This is a genomic window from Ruegeria sp. EL01 (assembly GCF_900313035.1).
GTDB lineage: Bacteria > Pseudomonadota > Alphaproteobacteria > Rhodobacterales > Rhodobacteraceae > Ruegeria.
The window spans coordinates 303,593-314,908 of sequence record NZ_OMPS01000003.1; the positions used below are offsets into that span (position 1 = coordinate 303,593).

At 55.2% G+C, this 11,316-nt stretch carries 11 protein-coding genes; 8 read left to right on the forward strand and 3 right to left on the reverse strand.

Going from position 1 to position 11,316, the window contains the following annotated elements:
- Positions 1–9 precede the first annotated feature (9 nt).
- Complete coding sequence (locus D9K61_RS03125) at positions 10–1,209, reverse strand: methionine gamma-lyase (protein ID WP_120631777.1); 1,200 nt, start codon at positions 1,207–1,209, stop codon at positions 10–12.
- A gap of 116 nt (positions 1,210–1,325) precedes the next feature.
- Here D9K61_RS03125 and D9K61_RS03130 point away from each other — a divergent pair, with 116 nt between their 5' ends.
- The 6 genes from D9K61_RS03130 (at position 1,326) to D9K61_RS03155 (ending at position 7,643) form a co-directional block, all read left to right on the forward strand.
- Complete coding sequence (locus tag D9K61_RS03130) at positions 1,326–1,781, forward strand: Lrp/AsnC family transcriptional regulator (RefSeq protein WP_120631778.1); 456 nt, start codon at positions 1,326–1,328, stop codon at positions 1,779–1,781.
- A gap of 597 nt (positions 1,782–2,378) precedes the next feature.
- Positions 2,379–3,701, forward strand: coding sequence for a sugar ABC transporter substrate-binding protein (locus D9K61_RS03135; protein WP_120631779.1), 1,323 nt, complete (start codon positions 2,379–2,381; stop codon positions 3,699–3,701).
- Positions 3,702–3,758: 57 nt separating this feature from the next.
- Positions 3,759–4,634 carry a carbohydrate ABC transporter permease gene (locus tag D9K61_RS03140; RefSeq protein ID WP_120631780.1) on the forward strand — a complete coding sequence of 292 codons (876 nt, stop codon included), beginning with the start codon at positions 3,759–3,761 and terminating at the stop codon, positions 4,632–4,634.
- Positions 4,631–5,458, forward strand: coding sequence for a carbohydrate ABC transporter permease (locus D9K61_RS03145; protein WP_120631781.1), 828 nt, complete (start codon positions 4,631–4,633; stop codon positions 5,456–5,458). Before D9K61_RS03140 ends, D9K61_RS03145 begins: the two co-directional genes overlap by 4 nt.
- Positions 5,458–6,546 (forward strand): ABC transporter ATP-binding protein, encoded by a 1,089-nt coding sequence (locus D9K61_RS03150; RefSeq protein WP_120631782.1) that lies wholly within the window; start codon positions 5,458–5,460, stop codon positions 6,544–6,546. Before D9K61_RS03145 ends, D9K61_RS03150 begins: the two co-directional genes overlap by 1 nt.
- Before the next feature lie 68 nt (positions 6,547–6,614).
- On the forward strand, positions 6,615–7,643 hold the full coding sequence (locus tag D9K61_RS03155; protein WP_120631783.1) for a LacI family DNA-binding transcriptional regulator: 1,029 nt from the start codon (positions 6,615–6,617) through the stop codon (positions 7,641–7,643).
- A gap of 269 nt (positions 7,644–7,912) precedes the next feature.
- Here the strand turns inward: D9K61_RS03155 and D9K61_RS03160 are convergent, their stop codons facing one another.
- On the reverse strand, positions 7,913–8,728 hold the full coding sequence (locus tag D9K61_RS03160) for a cyclase family protein (protein ID WP_120631784.1): 816 nt from the start codon (positions 8,726–8,728) through the stop codon (positions 7,913–7,915).
- Between the two features lie 151 nt (positions 8,729–8,879).
- Positions 8,880–9,107, reverse strand: coding sequence for a hypothetical protein (locus D9K61_RS03165; protein ID WP_120631785.1), 228 nt, complete (start codon positions 9,105–9,107; stop codon positions 8,880–8,882).
- Between the two features lie 185 nt (positions 9,108–9,292).
- Between D9K61_RS03165 and msrP the strand changes: the two genes are divergently transcribed.
- Both msrP and msrQ read left to right on the forward strand, forming a co-directional pair.
- On the forward strand, positions 9,293–10,195 hold the full coding sequence (msrP, locus tag D9K61_RS03170) for a protein-methionine-sulfoxide reductase catalytic subunit MsrP (protein ID WP_120631786.1): 903 nt from the start codon (positions 9,293–9,295) through the stop codon (positions 10,193–10,195).
- 4 nt (positions 10,196–10,199) lie between these two features.
- Positions 10,200–10,814 (forward strand): protein-methionine-sulfoxide reductase heme-binding subunit MsrQ, encoded by a 615-nt coding sequence (gene msrQ / locus D9K61_RS03175; RefSeq protein ID WP_120631787.1) that lies wholly within the window; start codon positions 10,200–10,202, stop codon positions 10,812–10,814.
- Positions 10,815–11,316 lie beyond the last annotated feature (502 nt).

Consider the following 11,316-nt stretch of genomic DNA (forward strand, 5'->3'; position numbering starts at 1 on the left):
TCTCCAGGTTCAGGTGGCGCTACGGGCAGGATAGGGCAGGGCCTGCTCAAGGTCTGCAAGGATGTCTTCGACATCCTCAAGTCCGACCGACAGGCGGATCAGGCCGTCGCTGATACCATGCTCGGCGCGCTCTTCCGGCGTGTAAGTGGAGTGTGTCATCGACGCCGGATGCTGGATCAGGGTCTCAGCATCGCCCAGGGATACTGCGCGTTGGATCATGTTCAGGCCATTCATCAATGTGATGCCAGCGGACAGCCCAGATTTGATTTCAAAGGCGATCATTGCACCGGGTTGGGACATCTGCAGCTGCGCGATATTGCGCTGGGCAAAGCTCTCGAGTCCGGGGAAATACACGGTTTCAACAGCTGGGTGAGCTTCGAGGAAATCGGCCACGACCCTTGCCGAAGCACAATGGCGGTCCATACGAAGGTTTAGGGTCTTCAGTCCTCGCAGGATGAGCATCGCATTGAAAGGCGCCATCACTGCCCCTGTCATGTCCTTCATACCGACCAAACGGATCTCTGCAATCTGTTCCGCGTTGCCCACAACCAGACCGGCGACCACATCCCCATGCCCGCCAAGGTATTTAGTGGCGGAATGCAGAACGATATCCGCACCATGTTCGATCGGTCGCGTGAGATATGGGCTGGCATAGGTGTTGTCGACCACCACCTGTGCGCTGACCGAATGCGCGATCTCTGCGTTGGCGGCAATATCCACAAGCCGCATATTCGGATTGGCGGGGGTTTCGAAGTAAACCACGCGGGTTTTTTCCGAAACGGCCGCACGCAGGTTCGCAGGATCGGTCATGTCAACATGGGTGATTGTGACGCCCCATTTCGCCAGACCATGGCGCATGAACGCAAAGGTGCAGCCGTAAAGCGTTTTGTCGACGATAACTTCGTCACCGGGCGACAGCAGGGTCCACAACACCGCGGTGATCGCGCCCATACCGCTGGAAAGGGCCAGCCCGGCTTCGGCGCCTTCAAGGGTGGCAATGCGGCGTTCCAGAAGATCGCATGTGGGGTTGGAAATGCGGCTGTAGATATGACCTTCGCGTTCGCCGGCAAACATCTCTCCACCGGCCTCGGCTGTTTGAAACGAAAAGGTTGATGTCAAATGCAACGGCGGGGTCAGAGCGCCGTCGTTTTCAAGCGGGTTGTAGGCGTGGTGGATGGCGCGGGTGGCAAATCCGGTTGAGCGGGTCATGGCAATCTCCTGTGTCCTGTTGAAGACTAATTTAGACCTCATGGCGGGGCATTTACTTGCAAATCATGCCAGGAATGAGCTAGAAATTAGCTTAATCTGCCACAGGGGGAGTTGCCATGGACGACAAGGACAGACAGATCATCCGCGCTCTCCAGCGGGATGGGCGCATGACCAACCAGGATCTTTCTGATGCGGTAAACCTGTCACCGTCGCCCTGCTTGCGTCGGGTCAAGAACCTGGAGGCGAAGGGGGTCATCAAGGGATACAGCGCCGATGTGGACGCTGCCGCTTATGGGGTGGCCATTACCGTCTTCGTGCGAATTCGGCTGGAACGGCACAACGAAACGGATGTTCAGAATTTCGAAAAGCGGGTTCGAATGATTGATGAGGTTATCGAATGCCATGTCCTGACCGGAGCCATGGACTATCAGTTGCGTGTTCTCGTGTCGGACCTCGAGGCCTATGAAGGCTTTATCCGAAATCGCATTCATCCGATTGGTGGTATTGCCTCCATCGACACCAGTTTTGTTTATGGAACGGTCAAAGAGACGGCTGTGTTTCCGCTTGCCTGATGGGCTTTAGCCCGATGCCTGTTGCGCTATGATTCCCGAGACCACTATGGCGTTTCGCTTGTCCTATCAATGTCGTGAATAACGCCAAGTTTAAAGGGGGGGAGCAGAAAAAGAAATCCATTCGCCGCCAAAGTTTGAGATTTGAACCTTTGATCACTTCGACAGCACCGCAGTGCGGCTACCCTTTTATGAAGTGAAGAATATTATGAAATGCAGGTTTTGCATGATGGCTATGTTAGGTCATGTTGACAAAAGGGATTCAGAACAGGCCGTAGGCGTGTTTCAAGCTGGTATCTGCGGTGGAACCAACCTGGGATGAGACCTGATGTCGAACGAAGAGTGGGCGTTCCTCGAGCGTTTCATTCTGGCTGCCCGCGTGCCGAACGGGCGCAAAAAGGGACTCCGCGACAGGGTTTTGGCCGTTCTCCAGGTGGCTTCACGACCAAGATCAATCTCGTTGTCAACACGACCTGGCTAATGTCAGTTTGATCGGGCTTGGTAGGCCAACGTCAACAAAGCTCAGATAGTTCGTGAATACGTATTCACGATAATCTTACCCTAGGTAATCAAATGTTGCGATTCGTGAGGGAGGAGAGAATGCGCAGACAGACTCTATTGAAGGCAGGCGTGGTCGTGACCGCAATGTCGCTGACGCCGCTCAACGCCGCTGCTGAAGATATTCCCTATAATCTGAAGGAAGGTCAGCCATATGCAGGGGCAAAGCTCAATATTCTAAGCGTCGTAACCCCACAATTTGACGGCCTGATGCTGCGTGATGACGAATTCACCGAGCTGACCGGAATCGAAACAGAGTGGACATTCATTCCCTTCGGGTCGTTGCAAGAGAAGATCAATGCCGAAGGGATTGCGGCCAATGGAACCTTCGATGTGGTGAATTACCTCGACAGTTGGGGTCCGCCAAATGCGCATTGGCTGATGCCGATCGATGATATGATGGCGCAGGATGGGATTTCGATGGATCGCTATCCGGCGGCGTTTGCACGATCAGCCCAGTACGATGGCAAGACGCTTGGCTTCCCACTGCGCGCTCATCCGCAGCTGATGTTCTATCGCAAGGATCTGATCCCAGAGCCGCCGACCTCGTGGGAAGAAGTGATCGAAATCGGCAAAGAGCTGAAGGAATCCAACCCCGACATTGCCCCCTTGGCACTGTACTACAACAACGACGGAAACCGGCAGAACCTGTTCATCTGGATCAATTTCCTCTGGGCCGCTGGGGCGGATATCTTCAACGATGATTGGACCGCAGCCTGGACCAGTGACGAGGCGATCAAGGCAACTGAAGATTACATCGCATTACACACTGTACATGGCGTTACAAACCCCAACAGTCTGGCCTTTGTCGAGCAGGACGCGCGTCAGTCGTTCATGCAGGGCAAATCCGCGATGATCCCGGTCTGGTGGTGGGCGTATTCCGGTTTCTACAACCCGGAATCGTCTACGCTGACCAAGGATCAGGTCGGGTTCACCGGGATGCCGTCTTACGATGGGCGTACCAAAACCTATGCAATTTCGATGCCTTTCTCGATTTCTGACTATTCCGAGAATAAGGAAGCAGCCTGGGAATTCATGAAATGGCTTTCGAACCCTGAAATGGACAAGGCCAACGCCATCGAACGCGAAGTGGCTGGCAAGTCGATTGTGAACAACGTTGTCACCCATATCTCATCGCTGCAGGACGCGGATGTGAATGCGGCAAATGATGGGATTCAGGCAGCAGCCTGGGAGTCGCTGGAAGAGTCCGACATCATGCCGCAGATTCCGGAGTGGCCCGAAGTCGGAGACATTCTGTCGGCCGCGATTGCCAAGGCCGCGGCCGGTGGCGATGTCCGGGAGCTGATGACCGAGGCCGCCGAGCAATCAAACCGCGTGCTCAAGCGCGCTGGACGTATCGAGTGATGCTTTGCCGGGTGTGGCCATGACGGCCACACCCGGTGCAATCGGATTGGACGGATCATGCGTGACAATACGCTGAAATACCTGCTGGTGCTGCCAGCGGTGCTGGTGGTTTTCGCCACGGCGATTTGGCCACTTGTCGAGTCTTTGCGCTTGTCCTTCACTGTCGGGCGGCTCAACAAGCCCAACTTCCCCCAGGGCTATCTTGGCTTTGAGAACTACACTTGGGCGTTTTGGGAAGAACCCGCTTTTTGGTATTCGGTCTGGGTGACCGGGATCTACACTGTGTTGACGGTTACGCTGACGACGCTGCTGGCACTGGGTTTGGCGATGCTTCTGGCACCGGGCGGGCGGCTCAGATCGGGTGTGCAAACGTTGCTCATCCTGCCCTTCGCCATGTCGCCCGCGCTGATCGGCGTTTCTTTCCGCTTCATGTTCAATCCCGAATTCGGACTGTTCGATGCCTTTTTCGGAGCCGTGTTCCCGCCGCTCGCCGATATCAGCTGGTTGGCCCATCCGCAGCTTGCCTTTGCTGTCTGTGTGATGGCCGACGTCTGGGGGTGGATACCATTTTTGACACTTGTGCTGATCGGCGGGCTGGCCTCGGTTCCGCCTGAAACGATTGAGGCGGCTCAGGTTGATGGTGCCTCTGGTTGGCGGGTGTTTCGCGATGTGACACTGCCTCAGCTCGCACCGGTGCTGGCCGTGGTGATCATTCTCAAATCGATCTTCAGCCTGAAAACCTTCGATCAGATATTTATGCTGACCAACGGCGGTCCCGGCACGGCGACACAAACGCTCAGCCACTATATCTATTTCAACGGTATGAAATACGGGCAGATCGGTTACTCGGCATCCGTCGCCTGGTTGATGGTCATTCCGATGATTTTTCTTACTTACGCGTATGCAAAGTTCGTGTTCAGGAAAGCGTCATGACCGGGCGCCAGAGGAAACAAATCGTCAATGCGATCCAGATTACTCTGATCCTGATCGCGATCTTCATTATGCTGATCCCGATCATTTGGATTTTTCTGGCAGCGTTCAAGAGCCACGTTGATGTCTATCAGCTCAAGCTGCTGTTCACGCCAACACTGAAGAATTTCGGAGTTGTCTTTGATGCGCCCTACTATTTGGGGGCTAAGCTACTCAATTCGAGTATTGTCGCGCTGGTCACCGTTGTCGTTGCGATCCCTATTGCCACGATGGCAGCCTATTCCTTTTCGCGCTTTCGCCTGACCGGTGAGACGGCAATGTTGGTGATGATACTGGCAACGCAGTTTGTCCCAGCCGTGGTGATCATCCTGCCATTCTTTGTCATGTTCCGCGATATCGGGCTGCTTGATACGCGGCTTGGACTGATCCTGGTGAACCTTGCCATCGTGATGCCCTTTGCCATCTGGATGATCAAGGGTTTCATTGATGGCATCCCGCTGGACACGGAAGAGGCAGCGTTGGTGGATGGTTCGTCGCGCATACAGGTGATCCTCAACATCGTATTGCCAATGGCGGCCCCCGGTTTGCTGACTGCCGGGATCTTCTGTTTCATCATCGCCTGGAATGAATTTCTGTTCGCACTGATCCTGACCAATAAAGACGCGGTGACGCTGCCCATCGGGCTGGCCTTGTTCAAAGGCGAGGAGGGCGACCTTTGGAACCTGCTCAGCGCAGCGGGCATCATCATCATGCTGCCGATGTTCGTCCTCGCCCTCATCATTCGCAAATACTTCGTGCAAGGCATGACTATGGGAGCCGTACGCTGATGGCTGAAGTCCGTCTCAAGAACCTGACGAAACGCTGGGGCGACTTTGTTGGCGTCGACAACCAGTCCCTAGATATCCATGACCGGGAGTTTCTGGTTCTGCTCGGCCCGTCAGGGTGCGGCAAGACCACGACCATGCGCATGATCGCAGGGTTGGAAGATCCGACAGGAGGTGAAATCTGGATCGGCGACCGCATGGTCAATGATGATCTGCCGAAAGATCGGGACGTTGCGATGGTGTTCCAGAATTATGGCCTCTATCCCCACATGACGATCTTCGACAACATTGCCTATCCGCTCAAAGTGCGGGGCATACCGAAGCAGGAGATTGCGCCCAAGGTGCACGAAGCCGCCGAAAAGGTCGAACTGACCCAGTTTCTGGATCGCAAACCCAAAGCGTTGTCTGGTGGGCAACGGCAACGGGTCGCCCTTGCGCGGGCCATTGTGCGGACGCCCAAGGTCTTCCTGATGGACGAACCTTTGTCCAATCTCGACGCCAAACTGCGTGTTACGATGCGGGCTGAGCTGAAACATCTCAGCCGTCAGATGAAGATCACCACAGTTTATGTCACCCATGACCAGATCGAGGCGATGACACTTGCCGACCGCGTCGCGGTGATGAAACACGGGGTGATCCAGCAACTCGGCACACCGGACGAGATTTACAACGATCCGGCCAATCTTTTTGTTGCCGGCTTCATCGGCTCTCCGGCCATGAACCTGATCAACGGTTCAGTTCAGGATGGCATGTTTGTCACAACCGGCGGTACACGCTTGGTTCAAGTGGGAATCCCTGACCGCCCGGCTGTCATTCTGGGGGTGCGCGCCGACGACATGAAGGTGTTTGAGCCCGGTGAGGGGGACATAGACGTCACAATTTATGCCTTTGAAAACACCGGCGAAAGCACGTTGCTGACGGTTCAATGGGGCAAGCAGCGTGTCATTGCACGCGGCAGCCGGCACTTGCGCAAGAATCAGGATGACGTTGTTGGTATCTCACTATCGGCCGAGCATATCTATCTGTTCGACCCGGAAACCGGAAATCGGATATCTGACGTGGGCCGGTCCAGCGTTTCAACATCTGCATGAGCCGCTCTGGTGACATCAACTTGGCTTGTGGTACAGCGGCGGAGTATCGTCAAATCAACGGGTAGCGTATGCGAGTGGGCCGAGCAACAGCGGCAGAAGTGGCAAAGCTGGCAGGTGTAAGCCAGCCAACTGTCAGCCGTGTTTTCATGCCGGGCTCAAAGGTTTCTGCCGACAAGCAGCAGCGCGTGCGCGAGGCCGCCCATAAGCTCGGGTATCGGCCCAATACCCTGGCCCGTTCGCTGAACACTGGCCGGTCCCGAACCATAGGTATTGTTCTCGCCTACCTAAAAAATCCGTTCTACACCGAAGCTTTGGAAAAGCTGTCCGCCGAGTTCCACGAACATGGCTATCACATCATGACCTTCTTCGCCTCAAACCTGACCGACGAAGTTGACGGCGTGGTTGAAGACCTTCTTGCGCATCAAGTTGACGGTATCATTCTGGCGTCTGTCAGCGTGTCCAGCGAGTTGACCAAACGCTTACAGGACCACGGCATCCCGTTAGTGCTGTTCAATCGCGGGCAGGAAAACCCAGATCTTGCCTCGGTTACGGCGGCAAACTTCGAAGGCGGGCGGCTTGCGGCCAGGTTTCTGCTGGCCGGGGGCCACACACGAATTGCGCATATTGCGGGTTGGCAAAAATCTCTGAACGGGCGCGAGCGGCAAGCCGGGTTTCTGGCGGAAATGGCCGCGCGGCGAATGGAACCGTTTCACGTTGTTGATTGCGAATACAGCCGGGTGATCGCGCGCAAAGCGACGCTTGATCTGTTCCAGAAGGGGTTTGGGCCAGATGCGATATTCGTTGGCAACGACCATATGGCCTTTGCGGTTCTTGAAACACTCAAGCACGAGCTTGGTCTGGATGTTCCCCATGAAGTTTCGGTTGTCGGCTACGATGATGTTGCGATGGCTGCGTGGAAGACCTTTGACCTAACCACGCTGCGCCAGCCAGCGAACCGAATGGCTGAAGCGACGGTCAGGATGTTGCTATCGATGATTGATGATTCCGAACCGTCTCCGGGGCGCATTGAAATCGAAAGCCAGTTGATTGTCAGGGGAAGCACAAGAAACCCAGCTGGCTGGCAACGCGACCCATAAGCGGCCCCGCTAGAATGGTTTGTTTGGGCGGTGAGTGTCTCCATTCTGCGCGATCTTTGTACATATCGGTCGCACTTCTATCCCGGCTTTTCCGCACGTCGAATATGATACCAACCGGTCTGAAGACGTGTTCACGCGTTCCGCGTGGATGTGTGGACACCATTCTTTATCTGCCTGCACAGGTTCGAACAGGTGCAAACAGATAGCGCACTTTTATACGCGTATTGCGGCTACAAAAATGATGCCCATCTTGTCGACCTTTGGGTTCCTCAGACCAACGCGAAAATACGCGCTGGGCCGCCGGTTCCGCCGGCATGTTTTGGTGCGCCTACGACCAGCGTAGCACCTGAGGCAGGGACGCGATCCAGACCGGCGAGGCACTCAATCCCGAATCTGCCGGAGGGAAGCCACGCGTAGTGGGTGGCAAAATCAGCCGACATGCCGTGATCAAGCGACAAGGTATCCACCGCAATCGACCTGGCGCCGGTGTCCTCCATCAACATCTGTGCAGCCTCAACGTGAAAACCGGGATAGTGCTGTGCCTCTCCGTCGAAATTCCGAAAGCCATCGGTCGCAACCTTGGCGGACCAACCTGAATGCATTGCGATGCAGGCTCCGTCGGGGATATCGCCATTGGCAGCAATCCACGTCTTCAGGTCATCGGGGGTGACCCGTGTATCAGCATCCTCGGCCGCACGGGCCGCGATGTCCACAACGCACAGCGGCGCGACCAGATCTGCGACCGGGATTTCATCAACCGAGGCGCCATCCGCCGAAAAATGCAAAGGCGCGTCGATATGTGTACCCGTATGTTCATTGATTGAAAGATTGAACAGGTTGAAGCCGTGATCCGCAAAGTTAAAAGCCTGCTCGGCTGAAATACCGGGCTCACCTCCCCAGGTCGGAAAGTCAGGGCTGAGCGTGTGGGTCATGTCTTCGACCGCGCCGTGGCCGTCAGCCAGCGCCGCTGGCGCTGAAACGCCGGTTGCGGCGACCGCAACACCGGTTGCTGCTGCTGCCTTGAAGAACCCTCGTCGCGACAACATACGGTCCTTGACCGCGTTCATTACGCAAATGTCACACATGGTATTCTCCCTCTGCGGTTTCGCAATCCGTCGGATGGCCCAGCCATTCGCCCATTTGACTTGCCTTATATGCGGTCCAGCCTGCACTTTTAGCCGAACACTTGTAAAGTTCGAGCGTCCCGGCGGTTCACCAACCACCAAGGATGCGGCATCACTTCGGTGTGACCCGCTCAGAAAAACGCCAACTAAAGCCCCAGAGCGCGACGACAACATTAACAACAGCAGCAGCAATCATTGTCCCGCTTGGGTGAAACGTATTCGGCAGAAACAGAGCTGTGCCATTGATCGTCGCTTCCAAGCCGCAGAGCTGGTTTTCGATTGCCTCGTTAGCGGTCTTGGTCAGCATGATGGCGAAGAGAACCGCGTGGGGAACAACCATTCTGAACTGCGGTAGGCGCAGGTTTTGCACGGCAAGCGATGCTCAAACATGCGTATAATAGCCCGCGGGATTGACGCATGATGCGAACGTTACAGTCTCTTCTCTCAATCGTGACGCCGGTTTCCTTGGCTCTGTGTTATCAGACATTACCTTGTTCCCGAGGCTGATTGATGACGGAGACCCAAATGGCGCAACGCTGGACCAACACTTTGACACATGCCGACGTCACCCCGAGGGCGGCGTTTTTGAACCGGCGGCAGGTGATGGCTGGTATGGCCGGTGCAGGGCTGACGGCGTTGTCCGGGCCAGCTGCGGCTGAGGATGGTCTTGAAGCAAACACTTGGGAAGAGATCACGTCTTACAATAACTACTATGAATTCGGGACCGGCAAGGACGACCCGGTCAAATATGCCGGGTCACTGACAACCGAACCATGGAGCATCAAGATTGATGGCCTGGTGGATCGACCCGGCGATTACGACTTCAAAGACATTCTGTCCGAGATGACGATTGAAGAACGTATCTATCGGTTTCGTTGTGTCGAAGCCTGGTCGATGGTGATCCCGTGGAACGGGTTTGAACTCTCCGATCTACTGAACATGGCTGGCGTTCAGGAGGGTGCAAAATATGTGGCCTTCGAGACCGCTTACCGCCCCGAGGAAATGCCCGGGGTTCGTTCCCCTGTTCTCGAATGGCCCTATCGCGAAGGCCTGCGTCTGGATGAGGCGATGCATCCTCTGACAATTATGGCAACTGGGATTTACGACCGACCTATTCCGAACCAGAACGGTGCGCCTCTGCGTTTGGTGGTTCCTTGGAAGTATGGATTCAAGTCAATCAAGTCGATTGTTCGCATTACCGTGACCGACACAGAGCCTCCGACCAGCTGGAACATGGCCGGCCCGCGCGAGTATGGTTTCTATAGTAACGTTAACCCCAATGTGGATCACCCCCGCTGGTCGCAGGGCTCGGAACGACGCATTGGCGGTGGCCTGTTTTCCAAGCGCGTCCCCACCTTGATGTTCAATGGATATGAACAAGAGGTTGCCAGCTTGTATGACGGTATGGATTTGGCAAAGAACTACTGAGATCATGCAGGCAGTGAACCAGATATTGCGCAAGATCCCTGTTTGGGGCGTCTACCTTCTGGGCGCTTTGCCTGCACCTTGGTTGCTTTACCTCGCAATGACCGGAGGGTTGGGGGTTGAGCCGATCAAAGCGCTCGAACATAAATTAGGTGAACTTGCGCTGCAGCTGCTGATTGTCGGCCTGGCAATTACACCGCTGCGGCGGCATGTCGGTTTGAACCTGATGAAGTTTCGCCGGGCAATTGGCGTGCTGACATTTATCTATGTCGGCCTGCATCTGTTGGTCTGGCTGGTATTGGATGTACAGCTGCCCAGCCAAATCTGGGCGGACATCCTTAAACGCCCCTACATCACAGTCGGCATGGCCGCGTTCCTGTTGATGCTTCCCCTGGCGGTTACGTCGAACAATTGGTCAGTACGTCGTCTGGGTCCATCCTGGCGCAAGGTGCATCGATTGATTTATCCGGCCGCACTGCTCGGGGCGCTTCACTATGTGATGCTGGCTAAGGGGTTTCAGATCGAACCGTTGATCTATCTGGCGATCATTGCGGGCCTGCTTGCCTTGCGTCTTCCGAATCCGGCCGGGTTGATCCGCTGGCGCCAGGCCGATTCCGCCTGACTCGCGACCGAGTCTGTCGGTATTTGTGAGAACACGCCTTGTGGTGGCGACTTTTCTAGACGGATGCGCGTGTTTTATGCGGAGTAGCGCTCACTCGATTTTATCTAAGATTTTGATTATTAATAATAAAGTATGATATGTTGAGTTTTTCTGAGTTTTTGGTTTTTTCTGCTTGCGGTCTTAGTGTGTTATACTTAGAACCCCCTTCACCGGCGCTACTGAGGTGGTGCTGACGGGTCGGAGAGACGGCCGGACGGGTTGGAGAGACAGCTGGACGCACTGGAGAGACGGTGGGCATCTGAGGTTATGATTTGGGCGGTTGCGCTGAGGGATTGGCGTTACGGTCTGATTTTGGGTCTTGGGTGTTTGTTCTTTGACATTGATGGATAACTGAAGAGATATGTGGGCGGTTTGGTTCGTTTTCGACGGATTGAATGTCTGTATATCGCGCTAGTAGGGTTTCGGCCCGATGATCTAGTGTCAGCTTCACTGTTTGTACGGC

Excerpts from the sequence above, each read along its gene's own strand:
- D9K61_RS03135 (WP_120631779.1), top strand. The coding sequence starts at position 2,379 with ATGCGCAGACAGACTCTATTGAAGGCAGGCGTGGTCGTGACCGCAATG.
- D9K61_RS03130 (WP_120631778.1), top strand. The coding sequence starts at position 1,326 with ATGGACGACAAGGACAGACAGATCATCCGCGCTCTCCAGCGGGATGGG.
- D9K61_RS03155 (WP_120631783.1), top strand. The coding sequence starts at position 6,615 with ATGCGAGTGGGCCGAGCAACAGCGGCAGAAGTGGCAAAGCTGGCAGGT.
- D9K61_RS03125 (WP_120631777.1), bottom strand. The coding sequence starts at position 1,209 with ATGACCCGCTCAACCGGATTTGCCACCCGCGCCATCCACCACGCCTAC.
- msrP (WP_120631786.1), top strand. The coding sequence starts at position 9,293 with ATGGCGCAACGCTGGACCAACACTTTGACACATGCCGACGTCACCCCG.
- D9K61_RS03165 (WP_120631785.1), bottom strand. The coding sequence starts at position 9,107 with ATGGTTGTTCCCCACGCGGTTCTCTTCGCCATCATGCTGACCAAGACC.
- D9K61_RS03150 (WP_120631782.1), top strand. The coding sequence starts at position 5,458 with ATGGCTGAAGTCCGTCTCAAGAACCTGACGAAACGCTGGGGCGACTTT.
- D9K61_RS03140 (WP_120631780.1), top strand. The coding sequence starts at position 3,759 with ATGCGTGACAATACGCTGAAATACCTGCTGGTGCTGCCAGCGGTGCTG.
- D9K61_RS03145 (WP_120631781.1), top strand. The coding sequence starts at position 4,631 with ATGACCGGGCGCCAGAGGAAACAAATCGTCAATGCGATCCAGATTACT.
- msrQ (WP_120631787.1), top strand. The coding sequence starts at position 10,200 with ATGCAGGCAGTGAACCAGATATTGCGCAAGATCCCTGTTTGGGGCGTC.
- D9K61_RS03160 (WP_120631784.1), bottom strand. The coding sequence starts at position 8,728 with ATGTGTGACATTTGCGTAATGAACGCGGTCAAGGACCGTATGTTGTCG.